Source organism: Janthinobacterium psychrotolerans (assembly GCF_001677885.1).
GTDB lineage: Bacteria > Pseudomonadota > Gammaproteobacteria > Burkholderiales > Burkholderiaceae_D > Janthinobacterium > Janthinobacterium psychrotolerans.
On sequence record NZ_LOCQ01000058.1, the window covers coordinates 198,319 to 223,948 of the forward strand.

30 protein-coding genes are annotated in these 25,630 nt (G+C 62.1%); 6 read left to right on the forward strand and 24 right to left on the reverse strand.

Annotated elements, in window-relative coordinates; translation table 11 throughout:
• Positions 1–16: 16 nt before the first annotated feature.
• The 3 genes from rimO to phaC form a co-directional block, all read right to left on the reverse strand.
• Positions 17–1,372 carry a 30S ribosomal protein S12 methylthiotransferase RimO gene (gene rimO, locus ASR47_RS17725; RefSeq protein ID WP_171898986.1) on the reverse strand — a complete coding sequence of 452 codons (1,356 nt, stop codon included), beginning with the start codon at positions 1,370–1,372 and terminating at the stop codon, positions 17–19.
• Between the two features lie 182 nt (positions 1,373–1,554).
• Entirely contained in the window at positions 1,555–2,121 is a 567-nt protein-coding gene (phaR, locus tag ASR47_RS17730; protein WP_065309106.1) for a polyhydroxyalkanoate synthesis repressor PhaR, read from the reverse strand.
• A 223-nt stretch (positions 2,122–2,344) separates the two neighbouring features.
• Entirely contained in the window at positions 2,345–4,087 is a 1,743-nt protein-coding gene (gene phaC / locus ASR47_RS17735; protein ID WP_065309107.1) for a class I poly(R)-hydroxyalkanoic acid synthase, read from the reverse strand.
• Positions 4,088–4,176: 89 nt separating this feature from the next.
• Here phaC and ASR47_RS17740 point away from each other — a divergent pair, with 89 nt between their 5' ends.
• On the forward strand, positions 4,177–4,377 hold the full coding sequence (locus ASR47_RS17740) for a hypothetical protein (RefSeq protein ID WP_245714392.1): 201 nt from the start codon (positions 4,177–4,179) through the stop codon (positions 4,375–4,377).
• A gap of 26 nt (positions 4,378–4,403) precedes the next feature.
• Here ASR47_RS17740 and pgeF read toward each other — a convergent pair whose 3' ends face one another.
• Complete coding sequence (gene pgeF / locus ASR47_RS17745) at positions 4,404–5,186, reverse strand: peptidoglycan editing factor PgeF (protein WP_065309108.1); 783 nt, start codon at positions 5,184–5,186, stop codon at positions 4,404–4,406.
• Positions 5,186–6,199 carry an RluA family pseudouridine synthase gene (locus tag ASR47_RS17750; protein ID WP_245714393.1) on the reverse strand — a complete coding sequence of 338 codons (1,014 nt, stop codon included), beginning with the start codon at positions 6,197–6,199 and terminating at the stop codon, positions 5,186–5,188. The genes pgeF and ASR47_RS17750 overlap by 1 nt, the downstream gene beginning before the upstream one ends.
• Positions 6,200–6,300: 101 nt before the next feature.
• On the opposite strand from ASR47_RS17750, the gene ASR47_RS17755 reads away from it, so the two are divergent.
• On the forward strand, positions 6,301–7,104 hold the full coding sequence (locus ASR47_RS17755) for an outer membrane protein assembly factor BamD (protein WP_065309110.1): 804 nt from the start codon (positions 6,301–6,303) through the stop codon (positions 7,102–7,104).
• A 34-nt stretch (positions 7,105–7,138) separates the two neighbouring features.
• On the opposite strand, the gene yaaA is transcribed toward ASR47_RS17755, so the two are convergent.
• Positions 7,139–7,909 carry a peroxide stress protein YaaA gene (yaaA, locus tag ASR47_RS17760; RefSeq protein WP_065309274.1) on the reverse strand — a complete coding sequence of 257 codons (771 nt, stop codon included), beginning with the start codon at positions 7,907–7,909 and terminating at the stop codon, positions 7,139–7,141.
• 29 nt (positions 7,910–7,938) lie between these two features.
• Here yaaA and ASR47_RS17765 point away from each other — a divergent pair, with 29 nt between their 5' ends.
• Genes ASR47_RS17765 through ASR47_RS27110 form a run of 3 tightly spaced genes read left to right on the forward strand, consistent with a single transcriptional unit; the run spans position 7,939 to position 9,949 of the window.
• Positions 7,939–8,376: a putative toxin-antitoxin system toxin component, PIN family gene (locus tag ASR47_RS17765; protein WP_065309111.1), complete on the forward strand. Its 438-nt coding sequence runs from the start codon at positions 7,939–7,941 to the stop codon at positions 8,374–8,376.
• Between the two features lie 25 nt (positions 8,377–8,401).
• Entirely contained in the window at positions 8,402–9,580 is a 1,179-nt protein-coding gene (locus tag ASR47_RS17770; protein ID WP_065309112.1) for a pyridoxal phosphate-dependent aminotransferase, read from the forward strand.
• A 42-nt stretch (positions 9,581–9,622) separates the two neighbouring features.
• Positions 9,623–9,949 (forward strand): hypothetical protein, encoded by a 327-nt coding sequence (locus ASR47_RS27110; RefSeq protein WP_150127858.1) that lies wholly within the window; start codon positions 9,623–9,625, stop codon positions 9,947–9,949.
• Here the strand turns inward: ASR47_RS27110 and ASR47_RS17780 are convergent.
• The 18 genes from ASR47_RS17780 to ASR47_RS17865 all read right to left on the reverse strand — a co-directional run bounded on the left by ASR47_RS17780 (position 9,885) and on the right by ASR47_RS17865 (position 24,630).
• Positions 9,885–10,223 carry a hypothetical protein gene (locus tag ASR47_RS17780; RefSeq protein WP_065309114.1) on the reverse strand — a complete coding sequence of 113 codons (339 nt, stop codon included), beginning with the start codon at positions 10,221–10,223 and terminating at the stop codon, positions 9,885–9,887. The two genes, ASR47_RS27110 and ASR47_RS17780, sit on opposite strands and share 65 nt — an antisense overlap.
• 50 nt (positions 10,224–10,273) lie before the next feature.
• Positions 10,274–10,498, reverse strand: a complete 225-nt coding sequence (locus ASR47_RS17785) for a hypothetical protein (RefSeq protein WP_065309115.1) — start codon at positions 10,496–10,498, stop codon at positions 10,274–10,276.
• Positions 10,499–10,521: 23 nt separating this feature from the next.
• On the reverse strand, positions 10,522–10,833 hold the full coding sequence (locus ASR47_RS17790) for a hypothetical protein (protein ID WP_150127859.1): 312 nt from the start codon (positions 10,831–10,833) through the stop codon (positions 10,522–10,524).
• A gap of 270 nt (positions 10,834–11,103) precedes the next feature.
• Positions 11,104–12,159 carry a tetratricopeptide repeat protein gene (locus ASR47_RS17795; protein WP_065309117.1) on the reverse strand — a complete coding sequence of 352 codons (1,056 nt, stop codon included), beginning with the start codon at positions 12,157–12,159 and terminating at the stop codon, positions 11,104–11,106.
• Between the two features lie 13 nt (positions 12,160–12,172).
• Positions 12,173–13,069 (reverse strand): ExeA family protein, encoded by an 897-nt coding sequence (locus ASR47_RS17800; RefSeq protein WP_065309118.1) that lies wholly within the window; start codon positions 13,067–13,069, stop codon positions 12,173–12,175.
• Entirely contained in the window at positions 13,070–14,878 is a 1,809-nt protein-coding gene (gene mshL, locus ASR47_RS17805) for a pilus (MSHA type) biogenesis protein MshL (RefSeq protein ID WP_245714394.1), read from the reverse strand.
• A complete protein-coding gene (locus ASR47_RS17810) occupies positions 14,868–15,236 on the reverse strand; it encodes a hypothetical protein (protein WP_065309119.1) in 369 nt (122 codons plus the stop codon). The genes mshL and ASR47_RS17810 overlap by 11 nt, the downstream gene beginning before the upstream one ends.
• The gene (locus ASR47_RS17815) at positions 15,221–15,949 is read right to left on the reverse strand and encodes a type II secretion system protein GspM (RefSeq protein ID WP_150127860.1); all 729 of its coding nucleotides are present in this window, start codon (positions 15,947–15,949) and stop codon (positions 15,221–15,223) included. The genes ASR47_RS17810 and ASR47_RS17815 overlap by 16 nt, the downstream gene beginning before the upstream one ends.
• Positions 15,946–16,728, reverse strand: a complete 783-nt coding sequence (locus ASR47_RS17820) for an MSHA biogenesis protein MshA (RefSeq protein WP_065309120.1) — start codon at positions 16,726–16,728, stop codon at positions 15,946–15,948. The genes ASR47_RS17815 and ASR47_RS17820 overlap by 4 nt, the downstream gene beginning before the upstream one ends.
• Positions 16,725–17,675 carry an agglutinin biogenesis protein MshI gene (locus tag ASR47_RS17825; RefSeq protein WP_065309121.1) on the reverse strand — a complete coding sequence of 317 codons (951 nt, stop codon included), beginning with the start codon at positions 17,673–17,675 and terminating at the stop codon, positions 16,725–16,727. Before ASR47_RS17825 ends, ASR47_RS17820 begins: the two co-directional genes overlap by 4 nt.
• A 334-nt stretch (positions 17,676–18,009) precedes the next feature.
• A complete protein-coding gene (locus ASR47_RS17830; RefSeq protein ID WP_065309122.1) occupies positions 18,010–18,447 on the reverse strand; it encodes a pilus assembly PilX N-terminal domain-containing protein in 438 nt (145 codons plus the stop codon).
• Positions 18,444–19,343 (reverse strand): prepilin-type N-terminal cleavage/methylation domain-containing protein, encoded by a 900-nt coding sequence (locus tag ASR47_RS17835; protein WP_065309123.1) that lies wholly within the window; start codon positions 19,341–19,343, stop codon positions 18,444–18,446. Before ASR47_RS17835 ends, ASR47_RS17830 begins: the two co-directional genes overlap by 4 nt.
• The gene (locus ASR47_RS17840) at positions 19,340–19,933 is read right to left on the reverse strand and encodes a prepilin-type N-terminal cleavage/methylation domain-containing protein (RefSeq protein ID WP_065309124.1); all 594 of its coding nucleotides are present in this window, start codon (positions 19,931–19,933) and stop codon (positions 19,340–19,342) included. Before ASR47_RS17840 ends, ASR47_RS17835 begins: the two co-directional genes overlap by 4 nt.
• Positions 19,923–20,480, reverse strand: coding sequence for a pilus assembly FimT family protein (locus ASR47_RS28205; RefSeq protein WP_082989001.1), 558 nt, complete (start codon positions 20,478–20,480; stop codon positions 19,923–19,925). Before ASR47_RS28205 ends, ASR47_RS17840 begins: the two co-directional genes overlap by 11 nt.
• A gap of 169 nt (positions 20,481–20,649) precedes the next feature.
• The gene (locus ASR47_RS28210) at positions 20,650–21,102 is read right to left on the reverse strand and encodes a type II secretion system protein (RefSeq protein ID WP_082989002.1); all 453 of its coding nucleotides are present in this window, start codon (positions 21,100–21,102) and stop codon (positions 20,650–20,652) included.
• Between the two features lie 45 nt (positions 21,103–21,147).
• Complete coding sequence (locus tag ASR47_RS17855) at positions 21,148–21,684, reverse strand: type II secretion system protein (RefSeq protein ID WP_171898982.1); 537 nt, start codon at positions 21,682–21,684, stop codon at positions 21,148–21,150.
• Positions 21,685–21,692: 8 nt separating this feature from the next.
• Complete coding sequence (locus tag ASR47_RS17860) at positions 21,693–22,925, reverse strand: type II secretion system F family protein (RefSeq protein ID WP_065309127.1); 1,233 nt, start codon at positions 22,923–22,925, stop codon at positions 21,693–21,695.
• 1 nt (position 22,926) lies between these two features.
• Positions 22,927–24,630: a GspE/PulE family protein gene (locus ASR47_RS17865; RefSeq protein ID WP_065309128.1), complete on the reverse strand. Its 1,704-nt coding sequence runs from the start codon at positions 24,628–24,630 to the stop codon at positions 22,927–22,929.
• Positions 24,631–24,840: 210 nt separating this feature from the next.
• Here ASR47_RS17865 and ASR47_RS17870 point away from each other — a divergent pair, with 210 nt between their 5' ends.
• Positions 24,841–25,569: an ABC transporter ATP-binding protein gene (locus ASR47_RS17870; protein WP_065309129.1), complete on the forward strand. Its 729-nt coding sequence runs from the start codon at positions 24,841–24,843 to the stop codon at positions 25,567–25,569.
• Positions 25,570–25,630: the final 61 nt, after the last annotated feature.

Below are 25,630 nucleotides of genomic sequence, written 5' to 3' on the forward strand. Positions count from 1 at the left end.
CAGTTGTTACACCTGCTTACTCGGCAGCGCCCCACAGGTCGTGCGCGTCCGCTGACGTAATTTTTACATCAAAGAACTGACCGACGGCGAGTTTACGGTGCGGCTCATACGGCGGCTTGACATACACCACGCCATCGATTTCCGGCGCATCGGCGCTGGAGCGGCCCACGCCGCCGGTACGGGTCACTTCGTCGATCAGCACGCGCACGGTCTTGCCGACCTTGGCCTGCAGGCGCTTTTTCGAGATTTCTTCCTGCAGCAGCATCACGCGGCCACGGCGCTCTTCACGCACTTCTTCCGGCACCGGATTGGCGATCTCGTTGGCGGTCGCGCCTTCCACCGGCGAATAGGCAAAGCAGCCCAGGCGGTCGATCTGCGCTTCCTTGAGGAAGTCCAGCAGATACTCGAATTCCGCTTCCGTTTCACCGGGGAAGCCAGCGATAAAGGTCGAACGGATGGTGAGATCCGGGTTGATCGCGCGCCAGGCCTGGATGCGGTCCAGGTTTTTCTCGCCGCTGGCCGGACGCTTCATGCGCTTCAACACGTCGGGGTGGGCGTGCTGCATCGGGATATCGAGGTAAGGCAGGATATGGCCGCCGCTCATCATCGGAATGATCTGGTCGACGTGCGGGTATGGGTAGACGTAGTGCAAGCGCACCCAGGCGCCGTAGGACTTGGCCAGTTCGCCCAGCGCTTCGGTCAGCTGCGTCATATGGGTCTTGACCGGGCGGCCATTCCAGAAACCGGAACGGAATTTCACGTCCACGCCGTAGGCCGAGGTATCTTGCGAAATGACCAGCAATTCCTTGACGCCGGCCTTGAACAGGTTTTCCGCTTCGATCATCAGTTCGCCAATCGGACGCGACACCAGGTCGCCGCGCATCGACGGAATAATGCAGAAGCTGCAACGGTGGTTGCAGCCTTCGGAAATTTTCAGATAGGCATAGTGTTTCGGCGTCAGCTTGACGCCTTGCGGCGGCACCAGGTCGAGAAACGGCGCATGCGGTTTCGGCAGGTGCAAGTGCACCGAATCCATTACTTCGGCCAGCGCATGCGGGCCCGTCACGGACAGCACTTTCGGGTGCACCTTCATGATGATGTCGTCGCCGGCAGCATCTTTCTTGGCGCCCAGGCAACCGGTCACGATGACTTTGCCGTTTTCAGCCAGCGCTTCGCCGATGGCGTCGAGCGACTCTTGCACGGCGGCATCGATAAAGCCGCAGGTATTGACGATCACCAGATCGGCGCCCGCATAGGATTTCGCCGTTTCGTAGCCTTCGGCGCGCAGTTGGGTCAGGATTTGTTCGGAATCGACCAGCGCTTTCGGGCAACCGAGCGAGACAAAGCCCACTTTCGGCGCCGCACCTGGCATGGCCAGCATGGCCTCGGGCTGGGCGGAAGGAACAGGAATACGGTGAATTTCAGACATAGTTGGCAGCTGGGAAATGGTGAGGCGAATCGGCTATTGTACCCCGAGCCGCCCCTGGGCTGCACAACTATGCTGCGAATACAACTGCCAGGCGGCGCAAACCGAGCTGAACAGTAACAATCTGCTTACTTCTTGTCCGTTGGCGGCACCACCGGCGGCACAAACGGGAAGTTGCCGAACAGGCTTTTGCTCTGGTTCTGCATTTGTTCCTGCATCTGCACGAACAGGCTCTTGCTCTGGTCGATATAGTTGTTCATCATGCCTTGCATCATGGGGCCCTGCACGTTCATGAACTGGGTCCACATTTCAGGGCTGAACGGCTTGCCTTCGAAGCTGCCGGCCGAGGTGCCCGTGAACTTGTGCTGGATATCGGTAAACGCTTGCACGTTCTTCTCCAGATAGGAACCCATCATGCCCTGCATGGCGTGGCCATAGTAGCGGATGATTTGCGACAGCACGCCGCTCGAGAACATCGGCGCGCCGTTGGCCTCTTCTTCCAGGATGATCTGCAGCAGGATGCTGCGCGTCAGGTCTTCGCTCGATTTGGCATCGACGACCGTGAATTCTTCATTGTCCAGCACCAGTTGCTTGACGTCCGTCAAGGTGATGTAGGAACTGGTTTGGGTATCGTACAGCCGGCGGTTAGGGTATTTTTTAATCAGGCGGTCTATACTTTTTTTTGCACTGCTCATCAGAAGTTCCACTTATTGCGCCGCAGCGCATACTGAGTTGATCCGAAAAAAAAGCGAACGCAAGGTTCGCTTTCGCACCTGCTTACTTTTTGCATTATAGAGTGGAAAACGGCGACGTTGCACATTCGTGCCGAAGTTTCCGGGTTTTATTGCAACGCAACTAAAAGTAAGTTCTTGACAAGGCGGGCATGTTGCCCGGCCTTGCCGTGCGAGTGACAGCAGCTCAGTCCGCCCTCACCTTCACGTAGCGCCCGGGCGCCGCTTCGATGGAAGGATAGCGCCTGTTGCCGGGCTTGGCGGGTGCTTTCACGTCCGCGCCGCCGTGCTGGGCCAGGAAAGCGGCCCATTCCGGCCACCAGCTGCCAGGGTGCTCGGTGGCGCCTTCCATCCACTGCTCGGCGCTCAGGACCTTGGCCCTGGCACGCGCGGAAACAGGCTGGTCATTGCTCCAGTAGCTGCGTTTCTTCTTCGAGGCCGGATTGATCACGCCAGCGATATGGCCCGAAGCACCCAAAATAAAACGGTTGGCCTTGGGCTGTTTCGGGTTCAGCAGCGCCGTGCTGGCATAGGCCGCGCCCCAGGGCACGATATGGTCTTCGCGCGAGCCGTAGATAAAGGCCGGCGCATCGATGCTCGACAAGTCGACTTTTTCGCCGGCCACCGTCAGCTTGCCCGGCACTTTCAGGCTGTTTTCCAGGTAGGTATTGCGCAAGTACCAGCAGAACATGGGTCCGGGCAGGCTGGTGCCGTCGCTGTTCCAGTACAGCAAGTCAAATGCGGGCGGCTCCTTGCCCTTCAGGTAGTTCGACTGCACGTAGTTCCATACCAGGTCGTTCGGGCGCAGGCTGGAAAAAGTGCTGCCCAGGTCGCGTCCGGACATCAGCCCGCCTTTTGCCAGACTCTGCTCGCGCAGCGCCACTTGCGGCTCGTCGATGAACACTTCCAGTGCGCCCGTGTCGCAGAAATCGAGGAAGGTGGTCAGCAGGGTCAGGCTGGCGGCCGGCTCCTGGCCGCGCGCTTTCAGCACGGCCAGCGCGGTCGAGACGATGGTGCCGCCGACGCAAAAGCCGAACATATTGAGTTTTTCCTGGCCCGAGATATCCTGCGTGACCTTGATCGCTTCGATCACGCCCTGCTCCACGTAATCGTCCCAGGTGATGTGCTGCATGCTCATGTCGGCGTTGCGCCAGGACATCAGGAATACGGTATTGCCCTGCTCGACGGCGTAGCGCACCAGCGAATTTTCAGGCTGCAAGTCAAGGATATAGAATTTATTGATGCACGGCGGCACCATCAACAGCGGACGCTGGTGTACTGTGGCGGTCGTCGGCGTGTACTGGATCAGCTGGAACAGCGCGCTTTCGAACACCACCGTGCCCGGCGTGGTGGCGACGTTGCGGCCCACCTCGAAGGCCGATTCGTCCGATTGCGAAATGCGCCCCTTCTGCATGTCGGCCAGCATATTGCTCAGGCCCTTGGCCAGGCTTTCGCCCTTGGTCTCGATCAGGGTCTGCTGGGCGTCGGGATTGGTGGCCAGGAAGTTCGCCGGCGACATGGCGTCGACAATCTGCTGCACCGCAAAGCGGATCTTCTGTTTCTGGTGCGGCGTCGCTTCCACGGCGTCGGCCATGGCGGTCAGGAATTCGCCATTGAGCAGATAGGCTGCCGCGTTGAAGGCCGACAGCGGGCTGGCGTGCCAGGCCGGTGCGGCAAAGCGGCGGTCCTTCACCTCCGGCGTCTTGCCGGCCATAAAGTCTGCCCACAAGCCCGTCAGCTTGGCCATGTAGGCATTTTTCAGTTGCTCGATCACTTCCGGCTTGATGCTGGCGCCGGCATCCTGCAAAATGCCGGCAATCGGATTGCTTGCTGGCTGCGGCACCATGTTGAACCACGTCTTCCAGTGGTTCGGGTCGCCGATCTGCGCCATCCACTCCTTGGTCATTGCTTGAGGATCGGGCATATTCATATGGTTAAGTCCATTCAAGAATTTAAAAAGTCGTCGCTACCTGGGTCCTGCATGCAAAACTTTACTGATCGTCCTGCCAGATGATGCTGATGACCGCCATCGCCTGGATCTACGTCGTCGGCCTGATGGCGCTGACGGAACCGTCCGTCGTCGCCGGCCTGATGACGTTTTTGCTGTACTGCGTGGTACCGCTGTCGATCCTATTCTATCTGACGGGTTCGCGGCGGCGCAAACGCAGGCGGCAGCAACAGGCAGACACAGACGATAAAACAAAAACGGCAGACACATAAGTGCCTGCCGCTGGGGTGCGCCGAGGTTATTTGCGCCAGATCAAACTGGCCTGTCTTCCCGTGACGCCGTCGCGCCGGTACGAATAAAACCGCGACGCCTCGCTGACGGTGCAATATTGCCCACCCGACACTTGCGTCACGCCGGCCCGCGCCAGCATCAGGTGGCCCAGCGCATACATGTCGGCCAGGAATTTGTCCGGCTTGCCGGCGATGGCCGCAAACGCCGCCTGGAACGCCTGCCGCTCGCCGGCATCGAGCGCGCCGTCGAGAAACGTTTGCAACACCTCCTGCCCCACTTCAAATTGCTGTGGGCCTATGGCAGGCCCCAGCCAGGCCAGGATATCGGCAGCACCACGCTCACGCATGGTTTCCACCGTGCGCTGCAACACGCCAGCGGCCAGGCCGCGCCAGCCCGCGTGGGCCGCACCGACCACCTGGCCGTCGTTTGAACTGAACAGCACCGGCAGGCAATCGGCCGTCATCACCAGGCAGACCGCGCCCGGCGTCGACGCCACGCTGGCGTCGGCGTCCGGGACCGTTCCGGCCAGGCTGGCGGCATCGACCACCGCCACGCCATGCACCTGGTTCAGCCAGGCTGGTTGCGCCGGCAGCATGGCCGCCAGCCGCGCCCGGTTCTGCGCCACGTGGTTGGGGTCGTCGGCGACATGCACTCCCAGGTTCAGGCCGCCGCCGCCCTGCCCGTCTCCATACGGCGCCAGGCTGACGCCGCCCGCGCGCGTGGTCGACAGCGCGCCCACGTTGGCGGGCAGGCCGGGCCAGTGCGGAATCATGACGGGCAAGCCAGCCATTACACCTGTTCCGGCTCGGCAATGCCGGCCGTGGCCAGCAGCTCGGCAAAGTCGTCGGCCACCGGGACGATCCATTCGCAGGGCTGGCCGCTGCCCGGATGCACCAGGCCCAGGCGGCGCGCTTGCAGCGCCTGGCGCGGGAACACCGACACCAGGTGCTGCTTGCCGTAGACGGCGTCGCCAACCAGCGCAAAGCCCAGGTGCTGCATGTGCACGCGGATCTGGTGGGTGCGCCCGGTTTCCAGGCGGCACTGCATCAGGCTGACGGGTCGGCGGTCCAGCTCACCGCTGTTGAGCAGTTCGTAATGGGTAATCGCCGGCTTGGCCGTGAAGTTTTCCGACACGGCCATCTTCACGCGGTCGCGCGGGTGGCGCGCGATCGAGGCGTCGATGGTGCCGGACGGTTTCGGCGTGCCCCATACCAGCGCAAAGTATTCGCGCTTGACGGTGCGCGCCTGCAACTGGCGCACCAGGTCGGTTTGCGAGGCCAGCGTCTTGCCAACCACCATCAGGCCGCTGGTATCCTTGTCCAGGCGGTGCACGATGCCGGCGCGCGGTACGCCACCCAGTTGCGGGCAGTGGTGCAGCAAGCCGTTGAGCAAGGTGCCCGACCAGTTGCCCGGCCCGGGATGCACCACCAGTCCGGCAGGTTTGTTGATGACGATGATATGCTCGTCTTCGTGCACGATGTTCAATTCCATCGCTTCGGGCTTAAAAGCCTCGTCTTCCGGCGCGCTTTGCGGCAGAATGACGATCTTTTCATCGCCATACGCGGTCATATTGCGCTTGGCAACTTTTCCATCGACGGTGACGAATCCAGCCTCGACCCACAGCTGCAAGCGGCTGCGCGAGTACTGCGGCACCAGCTTGGAAATGACTTTGTCGAGGCGTTGGCCACAGGCGTCCGGCGTCAGCTCGAGTTCGATCGGCGCCATGTCGTCGACGATCTCGTCGGCGCCAAAATCGCCGTCAAAGACGTCGTCCGCGTCTTGTTCAGAAAGGGAGTCAAACACGGGGTCAGCCAAATTAGGCTTCGGAGTTAATATCACAGCATTCCCATCGGCTATAATCAGCCTATTGTAAAATCTTGGTTAAAACCTTCTTGCAAAACGTCATGCAAAAAAAATTATCGTTGGTAGTCGCTTCAGTCGTTCTGCTCGGCATGTCCGCTTGCAGCTTGTTGCCGGAAAAAGTGGATGAGACCAAAAACTGGTCTGTTACGAAATTATACTCGGAGGCGCGTGAAGAAATGTCCGGCCAGCACTATGAGGCTGCAATCGGACTGTTCCAGAAGCTGGAGGCTAACTACCCTTTCGGCAACTACGCTCTGCAAGCGCAGATGGAGATCGCTTACGCGTATTATAAGTCGGGAGACCAGGCGCAGGCACTGGCCGCTGTCGAACGCTTCATCAAGTTGCATCCTAACCACGCCAATGTGGATTATATGTACTACTTGCGTGGCCTGATCAGCTTTAACGACCAGATCAGCTTCATGAACTTCCTGTACGAACAGGACCCGACCGAGCGCGACCCGAAAGCCACGCGCGAAGCGTTTGCGGCCTTCAAGCAGCTGGTCGACAAGTTCCCGAACAGCCAGTATACGCCCGATTCGCTGGCGCGCATGAACTACCTGATCGACGCCATGGCCAAGTACGAAGTCCATGTGGCGCGCTATTACTACCGCCGCGGCGCCTACCTGGCCGCCGCCAACCGCGCGCAAACGACTGTGAAGGACTTCGCCGCCTCGCCGGCGATCGAAGAAGCGCTGTTCATCATGTACCGCTCGTACGACAAGCTGGGCATGACCGACCTGCGCGACGACACCCTGCGCGTGCTGACCAAGAACTATCCGACCACCGCCTTCCTCAGCCCTGAAGGGGTAAAAAAGGAACGCCGCTGGTGGAATTTCTGGCAGTAAGCAATAAAAAACCGGAGCTTGCTCCGGTTTTTTCTTACTCGGCGACCTTGCGCCGGAACACCCAGCTGCTGTCGTTCGATGCCTCCGGCACATAAGCATAGCCATCGACATCGAATTGCTTCAGCTGCTCGGGGTCGCGTATGGCGTTGACCGCCGCATACCTGGCCAGCATGCCGCGCGCGCGCTTGGCGTAGAACGAAATGATTTTATACTTGCCGTTTTTCCAGTCCTCGAACACGGGCGCGATCACCGGCACGCTCAGCTGGCGCGGCTTGACGGACTTGAAGTATTCTTCCGACGCCAGATTGAGCAGCACTTTGGCTTGCTGCTCGCTGGCCGTGCGGTTCAGGGCGTTGGTGATGGTGTCGCCCCAGAACGCGTACAGGTCCTTGCCGCGTGCGGTCGACAAGCGCGTGCCCATTTCCAGCCGGTGCGGGTGGATCAGGTCGAGCGGGCGCAGCAAGCCGTACAGGCCCGATAAAATGCGCACCTGCGACTGGGCGTAAGCGAGCTGGGCAGGCTGCAGGGTGCGCGCCTCGAAACCGGCGTAGACGTCGCCGTTGAAGGCCATGATGGCCTGGCGGGCATCGTCGAGCTGCGGCGTCCACGATGCGTAGCGGGCCACGTTCAGGCTCGACAAGGCGTCGGAAATGCCCATCAGGCTGCCCACTTCGGCGGGCGAAAACTGGCGCATGCGCTCGATCAGCTGCGCGGAATGGTCGAGAAAATCGGGGGTGCTGTGCAACGAGGTGGTTGGCGGCGTCTCCAGGTCGAGACTCTTGGCGGGCGAAAGCACGATCAACATAATATTCACTACAAAATAGAATTGCCGACATGATACCTGCTCCACAAAAACTCGTCCTCGACACCAATGTCTGCCTGGACCTGTTCGTCTTCAACGATCCGCGCTGGGCGCCCTTGCTGGCCGCCATGGAAAGCGGCGCGGTGCAGGCCATCACGCGCGAAGACTGCCGCGCCGAATACCTGGTGGTACTGCACTACAAACACTTGCCGCTCGATGAAGCGAGCCGCGCGGTGGCCGCCGCCCGTTTCGACGCCCTGATCACGGTGGTGGCGCCGGCGGTCTCGGGCGTGCGCCTGCCCGTGTGCACCGACAAGGATGACCAGAAATTCCTGGAACTGGCGCGCGACGCCAGCGCCGATGTGCTCATCACCAAGGATAAGGCGCTGCTGAAACTGGCGCGCAAGACGGCCAAGGCCGGCATGTTCAGGATCATGGTGCCGGAAGGCTGGCACGCTGCGCTAGAATAAGCAACGTTTCCACTTCCGCACAGCCATGAATCCATCTTCGCATCCCATCCTGACTCCCGTCCTGCACACCCGCCTGCCCGCCGTCGGCACCACGGTGTTTACCCGCATGTCGGCGCTGGCGGCCCAGCACGGCGCCGTCAACCTGGGCCAGGGGTTTCCCGATTTCGACTGCGAGCCGGCATTGATCGATGCCGTCAGCGACGCCATGCGCGCCGGCAACAACCAGTATCCTTTGATGACGGGCGCGGCGCCCCTGCGCGAGGCGATCGCGGCCAAGATCGCCAGCCGGTACGGCCATGACTACGACGCCGCCAGCGAAATCACGGTCACCGCTGGCGCCACCCAGGCCCTGACCACGGCGATTTTGTGCTGCGTGCATCCGGGCGACGAGGTAATCGTCATCGAACCGGCCTACGACAGCTATTTGCCGGCCATCGCGCTGGCCGGCGGCGTGCCGGTGCTGGTAGCCATGGAAGTGGACGAGCGCGGCTACAGCGTGCCGTGGGACAAGCTGGCCGCCGCCGTCAGCCCGCAAACGCGGCTGATCATCATCAACACCCCGCACAACCCGACCGGCACCATCGTGCGCGTGGCTGACCTTGAAAAACTGGCCGACATCGTGCGCGGCACGCAGATCGTGCTGCTGTCGGACGAAGTCTATGAACACATGGTCTACGACGGCGTGCCGCACGCTTCCCTGAGCCGCCACGCCGAACTGGCGGCGCGCGCGTTTATCGTTTCGAGCTTCGGCAAAACCTATCATGTGACGGGCTGGAAAGTCGGCTATGTGGCGGCGCCCTCGACCATGACGGCGGAGTTCCGCAAGGTGCATCAGTACAATGTGTTTACCGTCAACACGCCGATGCAGCACGGCCTGGCCAGCTACATGGCCGATCCGCAACCGTATCTGCAGCTGCCCGCCTTTTACCAGCGCAAGCGCGACCTGTTCCGCGCCGGCCTGGCCGGCAGCCGCTTCGAACTGCTGCCCGCCGACGGCACCTATTTTCAATGCGTGAAATATTCCGCCATCTCGCAGGACAGCGAAGCGCAATTCGCCGAGTGGCTGACCACCGAACTGAAAGTGGCGGCGATTCCCGTCTCGGCGTTCTACGCGCAGGGCAAGGAGTCGGGCATCGTGCGCTTCTGCTTTGCCAAGCGGGACGAGACGCTGAACCTGGCGTTGGCGCGGCTGCGGACGATCTGAACCTTCGTTCATGAAGTGCGCGACATCCGCGCCGGCATGGCCTTGAGCTCATTCTCCCTGGCGGCGATCATCCTCGGCATGACCATCGGCTTCACCATCGTGCCGATGCTGGTGGGCTTCAATGTGTGGGGCATGTTCATCTCGCTACCGGCCGCGCTGACCAAGTTTGCCGTGTTTATCCTGTTCGTGCTGGGCGTCAACTGGGCCTGGTGGCGTTCGCGCCTGCGCCAGCAGCAACTCTCACACGAGATCGTGATCGACGCGATACGGCGGTGCTGCCGGCGGCCGGACACTGACATTGTCGTCAAGCGTAACTCGACTGGTAGCACTCCGGCTGCCTGCCATGCAGATCGACATAGCGGCGCATGATTTCAGCGCGAGGCAGCGGCACGCCTTGCGAAAGGCGCTCGATATAGGGAATCAGCCACCATGACTGCGTGATGTCGAAATGCGCCCGCCATGTTGGCTGCAGCGCGTCGACGGCGGACACGGCACAGCCGGCGGCGCCATGGCCGACGCCTTCGCTGAACGTGACGGGATGCGGTACAGGCTCGAAGCAGAGGTCGATATCGAACGGCCACGGGAAGTCGGCCGCATGAGGCAGCGGCTTGGTTCCATGCGCCAGATTGAAGTACAGGGCCATGGCGTATCAGGCAGTTTGATGCGGTTTGAATTCGCTGCCAGGCACCGTGGCTACGAACGATCCGGCTTGCGCGCCACCGGTACCCGGCTTTGCTTGGCCAGCAAATACAGCCCAAGCAGCTCAAGCCCGAAACAGGCGCCCAGCCAGAGGCCGTGCACCAGATCGTTGTCGATCAGGGCCGGATGCTGCACATGCAGCATGATCTGATAGGCGGACATGCCGAGCAGGCCGCCGAATACCAGGAGACGGGCGCGCAGTTGCGGGAGGTTTTTCATGGGGTGCCTTCGTCAAGAAAAAGTCAAATATCTGCCAGCCGCAAGACAGCTGACAACGCAAACAACAGAATACACGCCAGCCACGCCGCACGCGATAGCGGCGGCATGGTTTTCCACAGCAAACTCTTGCCTGGCGACGCTATGGCATTCCTGTTGGCGGCAACGCAAAGAAACAGTGCGCAGATCGTCAGGGAAAACAATCTCACGTGCACCGGCCACGCCCCGGCCATACAGGCGCCAGCGGCGAACAGCAGCGCGAAAAAGACCAGTGCGACACGCGACATTTTTTGCCCGCGCCTGAGGGGTACACCCGATGTCATCAATTCAGCAGTCAAGTCAACTCCCCTGTGTTTAAGGCGGCAAGCCTTCACAAGCCGCACTCCCGGCATTCCAGCGCCCACCATGATCCAGGCACCGGTCCAGCCGCATTTCATGCATGCCCCATTTCACCACCGCAATCGACGCCATGCATGCGACGAGGATACAAAGCAGCCTGATTATCCGCATGTCGAGCCTATCGTTCGGCCGTACGCCAGGCCCTGCGCACCGTCAACACAGCGGTTTCCTTCCATGCGCCAGATTGAAGCACAGGGCCATGGCGCGTCTTATTTTCCAGCCGCCGCCAGCTGCACCAGCTTGCGCTCGACAAAGGCCTGCAATTGCGGCGACAGGGTCTGCAAGCCTTTCGCCCGCTCGAATGCCGTGCGCGCCTGCGCCAGTTGATTGTCGGCCTGCAAGGCGATCCCCAGCCCCATCCACCAGACGCTGTTGTCGGGCGCGGCCTGCAGCGCCAGCTGGTATTGTTCGGCCGCTTCATGGTAGCGCTGTTCGCGCTGCAGCACGCCGGCCAGAAAGGCGCGGTAGTCGAGGTGGTCGGCGGCGAACGGCAGGCTGCGCTTGAGGGTGTCGAGCGCGGCCGCGCCGCCACCGGCTTTGTCGAGCTGCAAGCGGGCCAGCATCATCGCCTGGGCCGGCTGTTTCGGGTCCAGCGCCAGGCTTTGCTGCAGCTGGCGCATGGCGTCGTCGGGGCGCTGCGCTTCAAGCAGCAGGCGCACCAGCGTTTCGCGCGCGCCCTGGTGGCGCGGATCGCGCTGCAGGGTGCGCTGCAGGCCGACGATGGCCTCGTCGACGCGGCCGTCCTGCAAGTCGCCCAGCGCGCGGCGCCAGGTATTGTCGATGCTTTGCTGCGGCGTGACCTGCTTGCCTTCGATGATTTTTTCGCTGATGACGGGCGCCGGCCTGGCAACCGCTGCCGTCACTGGCCTGGGCGCCACGCGGCGCGGTTCGCTTGCCTTGAGTTCGCGCGCCATCGGTGCGGCAGCGGCAGCTTCGGCGACGGGTTCAGGCTGGGGCGCGGCAACTGCAACAGGCTCGGGCACAGCAACCGGCACGGGAACGGGAACGGGAACCGGCGCCGGAACAACCACCGGCGCTTGCGCCACATTCACCAGCACCGGCGGCACTGCCGGGCGCTTCAGGTAGAGCCAGCCCAGCGCGATGGCAATCGCCGTCAGGCCGGCCGCACCGCCCAGCACGGCCGCGCGCGGCAGGCCGCGCTCGCGTTCCGGCACCGAGCGGATGCCACCCGTGTCGGCACCCTGGCCATGGCCATCCTTGCTGCGCGCATCGAGATCTTGCAACATCTTGTTAATCAGGCTCATCTACAATCTCGTCTCATCGGTTCAGTAAGGTCCAGCTCAGGGTACAGGCGGCCAGCACGCCGGCGCCGGCCAGCCAGGGCCAGCGCGCGCGCCAGGGCGCCTTGCTGGCCACCGTGTCGCTGGCGGCCAGCGCCACGTGGCTGCGGCTGACTTGCTGGCGCCCTTCGCCATAGGCCACCATCAGCGCCTTGTGCGCCATGATGTTGACCAGGCGCGGGATGCCGCCGCTGGCGACATACAGCCGCGCCACCGCGCCACGGCTGAACAGGCGCGCGCCGTCAAAGCCGGCCACGCGCAGGCGGTGCGCCACGTAGAACTCGACATCGTCGCGCGACAGCGGCCCCAGGTCGTAGTGAAAGGTGATGCGCTGGGCCAGCTGGCGTATCTCGGGGCGCGCCAGCTTGGCGTCCAGCTCCGGCTGGCCGAACAGCACGATCTGCAGCAGCTTGCGCTTTTCCGTTTCCAGGTTGGTCAACAGGCGCAACGCTTCGAGGCTGTCGAGGGGAATCGCCTGCGCTTCGTCCAGGCACAGCAGCACATGCTTGCCCTGCGCCGCCAGGTTCAGCAGGCGCAGGTTGATCGATTTGAGCAGCTGATGCTGGTCGGCGTCTTTCGGCAGCAGCACGGACAATTCATCGGCCAGCGCCAGAATCAGCGCCTGCGGCGGCAGGTTGGGATTCGGAATATACGCGGTGACAAAGTCAGGCCCCAGCGACTGCATGAACTTGCGGCACAAAAAAGTCTTGCCGGTGCCCACTTCGCCGGTGATCTTGATAAAGCCCTCGCCATTGCGCGCCGCCACCAGCAAGGTGTTGAGCGCCTTTTGCGACTGCGGGCCGTTAAAGAAGAAACTGGTATCGGGCGTGAGGCCGAACGGCGCCTCGCGCAAGCCGAAATGGGCCTGGTACATTTAAGGCCGCTCCGCCGGACGGCGCGGGTCGAGCGCCTCGATGCGCTTGCCCGAATCGAGCAGGTCGGCATTCCAGCTGTTGGCGCCTTCGACGATGGTCGGCTTGATCAGCACCACCAGCTCGCGCTTCTGCACTACCTGGCCGGTATTGCGGAACAGCGCGCCGAGCAGCGGCACATTGCCGGCGCCCGGCACCTGCGAGCGGTCATTGGTGGTCGACTGGCGCATCAGGCCACCGATCGCCACGATGCGGCCATCCTGGCTGCGCACCATGCTGTCCATCTCGGATGTGCTCGACGCGGCCAGCGGCAGCTTCAATGACCCCGCGCTGCCCAGGTCGACATCCTTGGTGACGGTGGTGACCTGGCTGACGGACGGATGCACGTGCAAAATGATATTGCCGTTCTCGTCGATCTGCGGTGTCACGTCGAGCACCACGCCGGAAAAGAAAGGCTGCAAGGTGACGTTGGGGCTGGAGGTGTTGCCGCCGTTGGTGCCGGTCGAGGTGACGGTGGTGCTCACGCCCGTGACGAAAAACTCGTCGGTGCCGATCTTCAGTACGGCCTTCTGGTTGTTCATGGTGGCGATACGCGGACTCGACAGCACATGCACGCTGCCTTGCGATTCCAGGAAGGAAATCATGGCGGCAAAATTGCTGGTCTGCAGCGCCAGGCCGAACATGGAGCCGGCCGCGTTGGCCGCCGAACTGAGGCCGAAACCGGTGCTGGCGGAAATGCCGCTGGCGCCATTGGCCATGGCCGGCGGCTGGCCGCCGGCGAACGGCAGCGGCGCCAGGCTGCTGCCGGGCGCCAGGAAACCGGTCGAAATACGGTTGGCGTGGCCGCTCTTGATGGAGGCAAACGAGGCCCAGTTGACGCCGGTCTGGAAGTTGTCGTTCAGTTCGACCTCAATGATTTTCGCTTCCAGGATCACCTGGCGGTCGACCGACAATTGCGTCGCCTTCAGATAGGCGTCGACATTGCGCAGTTCTTCCGGCATGGCCCGCACCACCACCACGCCCGACTGTGGACTGAGCACGACCTTGCGGCCATCGGCGTCGCCACCGACGATGGCGACCAGGGACTCCTTGAGTTCCTTCCAGAAATCGCTGTCGGAACTGGTGCTGACGTTGGCGCTGTCCTGCACCGCCCCCTGCCCGCCCTGGCCTGGCTGACCCGGTTGCTGCTGCGACTGAGACTGGTTGTTGCCGCCGCCCGAACTCTGGCCGCTGCTGCTGCTGCCGACACTGTTGACGGACGTGGACGATACGCGCAGGTTGGAGCTGCCCTTGCGCTTGCCGGTCAGATAATTGACCTGGAACATGCGCGTCTGCATCGTCAGTGGCCGGATCGAAATGCGCGTGCCGTCGACCTTGTAATCGTAGCCGTACATCTCGCGCACGGCGTCGAGCGCCTCGAACAGGCTCACGTCCTTCAGGTTGGCCGAGACATTGCCCTGCACATCGGGATGGACCAGGATGTTGTAGCGCGTGCCGGTGACAATCGAATTGTAGAACTGGCGCGCCGAGACATTGTTGAACGCCACGTTGAAGCGCTCGTCGAGCACCGCGCGCGCCTTGGGCAGCTGGCTGGCCAAAGCGGAGACGGGCGGCAGCAGCGCGTTGTCGACCGCGTCCGACTGCGTCGCGGCGCTGGTGGTGGTGCCGGCGCTTGCCACCTGCGCCTTGATCGCATCATAGGTATCGCGCTGGGCCGGCGCGACGCAGGCGCACAGGCTGGCGGACAGGCCCAGCGCGGCGGCCATTCTGGTTAACTTGAACATGCTGGCCTTGTCTTGATTAATATGCATGAATTTGCTTCTTCCCTGCCTTGTTTTGCCCTGCCGCTTGCGGATACAGCCGGATGGTTTCGATCTTCTTGCCACGCTGCAGCGACACCGTCGTGTCGCCGATGGCGGCCACGCTGGCCGCGCCCACCTTGTCACCGACACGCACCGTGCGCCCGTCGATGACCGCCACCCGGCGCCCACTGCTGGCCACCAGTACCGATTGCAGCTGCGGCGCGACGCGCCTGTCGATGGCGCCGGCCTGATTGCCGGGCAGCGGCGCATCGGGCGGACGGGTCGGGTCGACCAGTCCTTGCGCCATTGCCTGCGGCAACAAGGCCGCCAGCAGGGCCAGCGCCGCCACCTTCAAAGTGAAATCCATTTGTCATCCAGGCTCAGGGTAAACAGGGTCAGGCGCAGGCTGGCGTCGGGGTACTGTTCCACTTCCAGCCTGGCGTCACCCCAGAAAACACGCGTCGGCATCGCCTCGAGCGCTTCCATGTAGTTGACCATATCGATATAGCTGCCGCGCAGCACCACCTCCACGCCATGGCGGTACAGCAGCGGCGAGGTTTTGATGAGGGATGCGGCTGGCGTGGCAGCTCCTGGCGCGGGCGGTACCGCGCCCGCCACCGGCGCGGCGGCGGCGGCAGTGCCCGCCGGCGCGGAAGGCAGCGTCCTGAGCGACTCCACGCGCAGCCTGGCATGCTGGCGCAGCAACCGTTCGAGCAGGAACACGATACGGTCCGGCGCCACCAGGCCGCTCTGGGCCGTGCGCAAGGTGGTGCCCAGGCCGGTCATTTCCTGACGCAGGCGCTCGAGCGAATGGCGCTCCTGCGCATCGGGATCGACGCTGTTGCCGCGTATTTTCAGCAAGATCTCGGCATCGATGGTGGCCATCGTCTGTTGTTGCCGGGCGATGGTTTCATTGAGCATCTTCTGTTTCGCAAACAGGGGATTGAGCAGTAGCGAAAACAGCAGGAAAATCAGCAGCGCGGCGCCGGCGCCAAATCCCATCACGCGCTCGCGCAGGGTCAGGGCGTCGAGTCTGGCGGCCAGCTTGTGCCAGCCCTGTTTCAAGCTTTGGTCTTTCATGGTGCCGGGCCTCCCGCTTCGGCTGGCGCAGCCTTCGATTGCAAATCAAATTCCACATACGACAAAGGCAGGCGCGGGGCGGCCGGCGCCACCGGCGCTGCGGCTGGTGCACCCACGGCTGGCGCCGGCAATGTCCCGGGCGGCAGGTTGGCCAGGGCCGGCAAGGCCGACAGCGGCACCGACGGGGCTGCGGCGACTGGCGGGGCTGCGGCATCGGCCGGCGTTTTCGGCAAGCTGGCGGCGATATCGAGCCGCGCGAACGATTTTCCACGCAGCACAGGATCGTGGCCCAGCGCATTGATATACGCCGGCACCAGCGCCGGCCGCAAGGCCCGGCCTTGCAAGCCGACCTGGCCGCCCACGCCCGTGATGCTGGCGCCGGTCAGCCACAAGCCGTCGACCCTGGCGTGGGCAAAGGCGCGAAAATAGGATGAATACCCTTGCGTGTTGCCCAAGGCGCCGCCGGCGAGGATTTTTTGTGCTTCCAGCAAGGCGGTGCGATCGGCCTCGGCCTGCGCCAGCGCCTGGCCGACGGCCGGGTCTTTCAGGCGCGCGGGAAACTCGGCCGCCACCTTGGCGCGGCGCGCCTCGCGCTCGGCCAGCAGCAGCTTCGATTGCGCCGCAGCAACTTCAAGCAGGCCCACCTGGCGTGCGCCATACCAGTACAGGCCGGCACCAAGCAGCACGATCAGCCCCAATCCCTGGGCCATCGTGGCCGCCGCCAGCACCTGCTTGCGTTTTTCGAAAGCGGGATTGAACAGGTTGATCTGCTGGCTCATGGCGCGGCCGCTTCCTGGCGCAGCGCCGCGCCGAGGGTCAGGAAAAAGCGCGCCTGGCCAACCGCATCCTGCAGTGGCGCCAGGCCAGCAAGGTCGAACACGGCCGACAGGTCCAGCACCTCGACCGGCATATACAGATTGTCGGCCAGGTAGCCGTGCAGGCCGTCGGTGCCGGTCGGCGCCAGTATCAGCTTGATCACATTAATGAAGTGAAACTGGCGGTCAAAATGGTCGAACGAGCGCTGCAATTCCAGCGTGATCTTGTCGTAATACTGCTGTTTTTGATCGTCGCTGCCTTCGGCCAGCTGGGTCAGCTTGACGTCGATGCGGCGCGACAGATACAACTCGGTATTGAAATTCACTGTCAGCAAGCCGCCATCGCCGTCGAACGACAGCATGGCCAGGCCACGCCCCGGCGTTTCCAGCAACGCGGCAATATTACGCTGCGCCATTTCCGGAATATCGATCACCGACAAGGCTATCTTCGCGGCCGCGTAGTTGCCCTGGCGCTGGGCCACGGCAGCATTTCTGGCCGCCACGGCAAACACCGACTGGCCGCGCACGGGCGCATTCTGGTCAGGCGGTATGTCAAACACGTCGATGGTGGCGTCCGCCAAAGGAAAATCGAGCATATCCTTCAGGCGCCAGCCCACCGCCGTCTTCAGTTCCTCGGCTGGCACATTGGGCGCTTCGAGCGACAGCAGCTGGTAGTCGGCCGCGCCCAGCAAGGTGCTGCAACGGTAGGACGCGGCCTGCATTTCCTTGTTCAGCTTTTCCATGGCCGGAGCCGGTGCCGCCGCCAGTTTTGCGCCCGCATGCCACAGCACGGCTTTCACCTGGGGCTTGTCGCCGGTACGCAGCTGCACGAGCGCGGCGCACACGCCCTCGTTCGTCCATGCCGTCGCCAGCAAGCCCTCCCGTTTTTTTGCTCTTGCGAATAAAGCCATGCCACCAATCCACGATCAAAAGTACCGACGGCGATGTTGCCACCAGAATAATGTATTGAGTCAATTTTAATTCATCGCGCTGCGTTGCAGGCTAAAAAATTAATAATTGACAATAAATATTCGCGAAAAGACCACGGATAATCAAGCACTTGCGCCAACTTGCTAAGTAATCGCCAGGAAATGATTGTGAAGTTATGACGAACAGAACGGATGCTATGCAAGGCGCCGGTTGCGACGCAGTGCGAGCACTGCTAGCAGCAGGCAAGCCTCGTCGGCCATCTTGCAGAACGCCGCTTATGGAAGTCAGAAATCACAAGAATTTATTGGGGGTTACTTAGAACTCCGCCTGCAAGCTGCGCCGCACGTAATCGCTGCTGGTGCTGGTCGCGGTGGCCGTACAGTCGCCATTCACCGGCTGGTTGCATGCCACCGCCACCACCTGGAAGCGCTGCAAGGCGCCGGGCCCGACGGTCAGGATGCATTGCACGGTCACCGTAAAGCCATTGGCCGGCACCACGAAGCTGCTGCTGGCAGCGCAATTGTTGTTGCGCAACTGGCGGAACAAGCCCCATTCGATGCCGGCGCGCGCCGCCTGGTAAGCGCGCGCACCCTGGATATCGAGCGAGGACGTAGTGTGCTGCACCGTGGTCAGGTTGACCAGCGCGGCGCCCAGTCCGGCCAGCACCACCAGCAGGAATACGGCGGTGACGATGCCGAAACCGCGGGCTGGACGGCAAATGCGCTGGCGCTGGCATTGAAATCTGGTCTTCATGGCGTATTGTTGACTTGTGCTTGCTGTTGCAGCGCGATCTGCCCGCTGCTGCTGGTGGCCGTGCCCAGCACCAGGCTGATCGACACCAGGCCGCGCTGGACGTTGGCCAGTTCGGTGAAAATAAATCGGCATTCGTTTACCCGGCCTGCCAGCAAGGCGCTGACGGGCGCATTGCTCAGCGGCGCGGCGCCCGCATTGACCGGCTGGTTCGGCCCGATCGCATAGCCGGAAAAGCGCCGCAGGGTGCCGCCGCCATTGCCATCGGGTGCGCAGAAATAGGTGACGGGTGTCGTCACCACCTGGAAACGGTTGCCCGGCGACGGTATCGACAGCGTGGCCGGATCGCTGACCAGGAACGGATTGGCGGCCAGGGTAATATTGGTGCCGTTGACGGCCGACACCGTGGCCCGGTTGCATTTGCCATTGCAAAAATAAGCATCGACGGGTGGCATGCCGCCACCGAGGTTGTTGACCACGATAAAGTCGCCGGGCACGATGGCCTGCGCACCGGTGGGTGCGGCGCCGACGATGGTGAAGACATTGGCGGGCGTGGCCGGCGCCGGATCGGTATCGAAGGCCAGCACATTGCCGGGCGTATTGTCGTTGACGGACAGGTAGCGCCCGCCGGTCTTGGTCAGCAGCAGCTCCAGGTAGCGGCCGGTGGAATCGACCCGCACGCTGTTGGGCAGTGCCAGGCGCACGTCGCGCGCGATGCGGCGCGTGGCCGTATCGGCGATATCGGCCAGCTCGCCACGCGCGGCAGTATCGATATAGCTGCGCACCGGCACGGTGACAAACACCGCCACCATGCTCGACACGATGCCGAGGATGACGATCACCACCACCAGCTCGACCATGGTAAAGCCGCGCGTGCGGCGCAAATGCAGGCGACTCATATCAGATTGGGCGCATAGCGCGTGCGGTAGCCGACCAGGGTAATCGCCTGGTTGCCGCCGTACGTGACCACCACCGTGATGCGCAGCGCGTCCAGGTTGGCCGGCGTGGCGTTGACCGGCGCGATTTGAGCACCGGCGGGCCCCAGCGCCGCCTCGGGCGCGACCGCCACCGTCACGGTGTAGCCGGCCGGAAAATCGATACCGGACGCATCCTTCGGGTATGCCACCGGCGTATTGAAAGCCCGCACGTAATCGGTCACATTGTAATAGGGCCGATCAGGGGTCGACGGCGCGGCGCCCACATTCTGCGGCACGGCGCAGCCAGCAACATTGGCGGCCGTCTCGGCCGCCGGGTCTTGAATCGGGTTGCAAAAGGTATAGCGCGCCAGTTGTACTTCTTCCAGCATCGATTCGGCCAGCACCAGCGCCTGCTTGCGCAGCTGCGGGTCGGCGCTGTTGGCGGTGGTAAAGCTGATCACACGCAGCACGCCCAGCACGGCCGCGCTGACGATCACGATAAACACCGTCAGCTCGATCAGGGTGAAGCCACGTTGCGCACTCGCCGGCGCGCACTTGCGGCTAGTGGACATAGCCGGTCTCCGCTTCGACGACCACATTGCGCGTGTTGCCGCCGCCCGCAATCTCGATATTCAGGCCCGCGAATGTCGACACCGGATCGACATTCCCGTTCAGGAAAGGCCGTCCGAGAGCATTGAAATACAACACGGGATAGGCTGGCAGCATGGTGTAGCTGACGTTATTCGGCCGGCCTTCACAAAACCAGGTGGCGGGCGCGCCGCATTGCGCCACGGTCGCGCTGCTGCCGGAATTGGCGCCGGCCGGCGCCAGCACGCGGTTGGCCTCGTCGCAAGCGGTATTGAAGCACAGGGCAATGCGGTTGGCGCTGAGTACAGCAAACACGGGCCGGTTCTGCGCGATCGCCAGCTTTTGCGCATAGCGCAGCATGCTCATGTTCTGGTCGGCAAAGGTGCGGGCATCGAAACTTTCATTGGAGATGAAGCGCGGCGCGGCAAAGGCAGCCAGAATACCGACGAGCACGATCACGGCCACCAGTTCGATCATGGTGAAGCCGCGCGTGCGCGTGTACGTCATGAAAATCCGATATCTCAACGTCATAGGAACGCCATCATGCAATCCAAAACGTTAACCTTCAACTGCCAGGGCCTGTCCGCTGACACCCATAAAAAAGCCCAACAAGCGAAAATCATGTTGGGCTCCATTTTGCACAGCGCCCCCATTCATGCGGGTACTGCACATTTGTTCTCAATGCATACTTCTGGCGCTATTAGCAACCAGCAATATTACGCACGATGCCCGGCAAGCCAGTCGTCGCTGTAGTATAGGTGACACTGCACGTAGCACGTCCATCTACCACATAAACGCCAGCTGTGGTATTCGTATAGCCAGACATATTCACAGCATTGCCGATCGTGTCGGCAGTCGGGTAACCCGCAGTAATATCAACGTTCGCACCTTCCATGGTAATCGAAGGAGCGCTGCCTCCACCCACCAGCCATTGTGCATGAGCCAGGGAAGCTCCGCCGCGCAACGCACCTTCCGCCGCAGTGACACTGGCGACGCGCGCCTGCGTACCCATGTCGATAAACTTGGGAATGGCGGTCGCCGCCAGAATGCCCAGGATAACGATAACGACGATCAGTTCGATCAATGTAAAACCCGCTTGGGCACCTTGTTTGAAACTGCGTAACGACTTATTCATCCGGATCTCCAAAATCATGTAAATGTTTCACCCAAAAACAGCAAGCTGCTTGCATTTTAAATACTAATGACTACTTTGCGGCACTTTCTTGCTCACCAGCAGCACCAATTCAACCTTTGCGGCACCGCCGGCGAGCGCGACTTCCGCTCCCTGCGACAAGCTTACCTTGAATTGCAGCAAGTCGAAACCCTTAGCATCAAAAGTATTACTTTGATTTAACAAATATACCAATTTTCCATCACTCCTGTCAAAAAACCAATTGCCTGTGACAAGTTTTTTTACATCCGGGGAATAAAATTCTCCCAAATAATTGGCCGGTTTCTGCGACAGCCAGTTCATGGGATTCTGGCCGGCCAGCGCAGGAATCTCCTTTGGCCGGCCGGCGATCATCAAGGCATACGTCTGCATCTGCACTTCCGTGCGCAAGGCAGTGAGCGTTTGCTCATAAGCTAGCCGCTCCGCCTCGTCACGGTAAAAAGCCACCCGGCTCAGCAGTACCACGATGAGGATGCCGATCACCGCCACCACCACCGCCAACTCGAACAGGGTAAAGCCCTGCCCTGCCCACTGGCCGCGCACCAGCTTCTGCGATATCGGCATACGCCCTGTCATTTGTTCATGGCCACGCGGCCCAGGTCCCAGATCGGCAGGAAGATGCCCAGCGCCAGCACCAGCACCATGGCGCCCAAAAATGTGATCAGAATGGGTTCGATCTGAGCCGACAAGGTCTTCAGTTCGTAATCGACTTCGCGCTCGTACATGGCGGCGATCTCATCCATCAGCTCATCGAGCGAACCCGATTCTTCGCCAATCGCAATCATCTGCAGCACCACCGGCGTGAAGACGCCGGCCGCTACCGAGGTGCGCAAGATGCTCTCGCCGCGCTCGACGCCATCGCGCATCTGCTCCACGCGCGCACATAAATAAGCGTTGTCGACCGTTTGCGACACCACCGTCAGCGCCTGCACGATGGGTACGCCACTGGAACTGGACAGGGCGAAACTGCGCGCAAAGCGAGCCATGGTGCCCTTGAGTAAAATCTTGCCGGCGAGAGGAAAACGCAACTTCAAGCGGTCCCAGTTATAGCGGCCAGGTACCGTGCGCAGCCATGCTTTGAAACCGGCTACCCCGGCCACCATCACGGCCAGCATGGCGGGCCAGTAATTGACGGTAAACGACGAGGTGCCGATCAGGATGCGCGTCATCAATGGCAGTTCAGCCTTGAAGCTGGCAAACACTTGTTGAAACTGGGGAATCACGAAAATATTGACGACCGCCATCGCCAGTATCATGGCGACAATCACGAACGTAGGATACCGCGTGGCCGACTTGACGCGCGCGCGCATGTCGCGGTCGAACTCCAGATGATCGAACAGGCGCAGGAAGACGCCATCGAGGCGGCCCGTCATTTCGCCCACGCGCACCATCGACAGGTAAAAAGGCGTAAACACGGCCGGATGGCGCGCCATGGCGGCCGACAGTTCGCGCCCGGCGTCGAGCGATTCGCGGATGTCCTTGATGACGCGGCCGAAGGCGGGGCTGACGGCAGACTCCTGCAGGCCGGCCAGGCCGCGCATGATGGGCACGCCGGCTTTCAGCAGGGTGTACATCTGCCGGCTGAACAGTTGCACGTCCATCGAAGTGACTTTTTTCTCCGAGAAACGCTGCCACAGGCTGATATCGCCGCTGGTGGTCACCGCCTTCTTCGTTTCCACGATATCAACCGGCGTACTGCCGCCAGCCATCAGCTGGTTAGCCACGGCGCCGCTGTCGGCGCCCTCCATCACGCCTTGCAGCAGTTCGCCACTGGCGCTACGGGCTTTGTAGGCAAAGAACGGCACGTCACTCCTCGTTCTGGTTGCTGATGCGCATCGCTTCGGAAATCGTCGTGCGGCCCTGGACCACCAGTTGCACCGCGTGGCGGCGCAGGGTTTCACCGGCCATCTCGGCGTTGGCCGCCTTCAGGAAGTGCGAAGGGTCGGCGTGGTTGGCGGCATCGACCACTTCACGCGTCATTTCCAGCAGTTCATACACGCCGGTACGGCCGCGATAACCCATGCCGTTACAGTGCGAGCAGCCCTTGCCGTGGTGATACTGGGTGCGGTCGACCAGTTCGCCCAGTTCCATGCGCAGCCATTCGGCCTCGGTCGGCGTCGGCGTATAGGGCGTGGTGCAGCTTTCGCAGATCACGCGCACCAGGCGCTGCGCCAGCACAGCCTGCAGCGAGCTGCCCACCATATAGCGCGGCACGCCCATGTCCATCAGCCGCAGCGGGGTGCTGGCGGCGTCATTGGTGTGCAAGGTGGACAACACCAGGTGACCGGTCATCGCGGCGCGCAGGCCGATCTGGGCCGTTTCCTGGTCGCGCATCTCGCCCACCAGCACGATGTCCGGGTCCTGGCGCAGGGCCGAGCGCAGCACGCGCGCGAAGTTCAATTCGATCTTGTCGTTGACCTGTACCTGGTTGATGCCGGGCAGCCGGTATTCGACCGGGTCTTCCACCGTGATCAGCTTTTTTTCCACCGAATTGAGCTCGGCCAGCGCGCAATACAGGGTGGTGGTCTTGCCGCTACCGGTCGGGCCCGTTACCAGCACCAGGCCGTTCGGGCGCTGCACGATGGCGCGAAATTTCTTCACCAGCGCCGGCGGCATGCCGATCGCATCCAGGCGCAGCGCCGTGCCGCCCTGGTTCAGCAGCCGCATCACCACCGATTCGCCATATTGCGTCGGCATGGTCGAAATACGCACGTCGATGCGCTGGTTTTTTACGCGGATGGCGAAGCGGCCGTCCTGCGGCAAGCGTTTTTCCGAAATATCGAGGTCCGACATCAGTTTCAGGCGCAGCGCCAGCGAGGGCGCGATCTTGATATCGGCTTCGGTCTGCAGGTGCAGCACGCCGTCGATCCGGAAACGGATCTGCAGCCGGCTTTCCTGCGGCTCGATATGGATGTCCGAGGCGCGCACCTGGGTGGCGTCGTCGAACACCGATTGCAGCAGCTTGACGATGGGCGCTTCTTCCAGGCCGGGATTGGCGGCCAGCGCGCCGAAGTCGACCGAAACGTCGCCCAGGTCCTGCTCCAGCTCGCGCGTCAGGGTCGAAATATCTTCGGTGCGGCGGTAGATGCGGTCGATCGCCGCCAGCACTTCCGTTTCGTTGACCACCGCCAGCTCGATATTGCGCTTGACCAGGCGCGCGATCTCGTCGTAAGCGAACAGGTCGGTCGGGTCGGACATGCCCACCAGCAAGCCTTCACGGCGGTCTTCCAGCACCAGCGCGCGGAAGCGGCGGGCCTGCGTTTCGGGCAGCAGGCGCACCAGTTCGGCGTTGATATTGAAGAACTTGAGGTTGATGTAGGGAATGTCGAGCTGGCGCGCCAGCGCACCGGAAATCTGCTCTTCCGTCACATAGCCATGCTCGATGAACACGCGGCCCAGCTTGCGGCCCGAACGCTTCTGTTCCGTCAAGGCCAGGCCCAACTGTTCTTCCGTCAGCAACTTCTGCTGCACCAAAATTTCCCCGAGCCGGACTTTCTCTGGCCTTGCCATGCTTGCTCCTCAACAGGTTCGACGCCCACGCGCCTGACGGCTTGGTATTGCACCGGCATTTTATTCCAGAACCTGTTGTTTCTTAAAGAAAAACTATTTGCCAGCTTGATCACCACGCAATCCAACACTGTTCCAACTAACACCAACTAACACTTGCGGGGCGGACGCGCCCTTGGCGATAATGAAGACCGATCCCCTCTGCCTGCCCTCATGAGCGACTGCGCCATCCGCTACCACAACGTGCATAAACAGTTGAAAGGCAACCCTGTGCTGCGCGGCGTCGACCTGGCGCTCAAGCCAGGCGAACTGTTCGGCCTGGCTGGCGTGAATGGCGCCGGCAAGACCACCCTGCTGCACTGCCTGTTCGATTTCTGCACGCTTGACGCGGGCCAGATCAGCATCTTCGGCCAGGCCCACCAGCACAGCGCGTCGCGCGCGCCGCTGTCGTTTTTGCCCGAACGTTTCCAGGCGCCGTATTACCTTTCCGGCCACGATTTCTTGCGCTATCTGCTGGGCTTGCAGCAAGTGGCGTGGGACGAAGGCGCCGCCAGGCGGGCCTGCGCCGCGCTGGAACTGGCGCCGGAGGCCTTGCGGCGCCAGGCGCGCAGCTATTCCAAGGGCATGATGCAAAAGCTGGGACTGGCCGCCTGCCTGCTGTCGGGCAAACAGCAACTGGTGCTCGATGAACCGATGAGCGGGCTGGACCCGCAGGCGCGCGCCCTGTTCAAGCAGGCGCTGCGCCAATTGCGCACCGACGGCCGCGGGGTCTTGCTCACCTCGCATGCGCTGCTGGACATCGACGAGCTGTGCGACCGCATGGCGATCTTGCACGAGGGCCGGATGGTGTTCGTCGGCACGCCGGCGCAATGCCGCCAGCTGCACGGCGGCGGCCCGCACGCCAGCCTGGAGCAGGCTTTTCTCAATTGCATACACGCATGAAGCAGCATGCAATGACGTATTTGACAACTGAATTAACATGGCAACAAGTGGTTTATTTTCC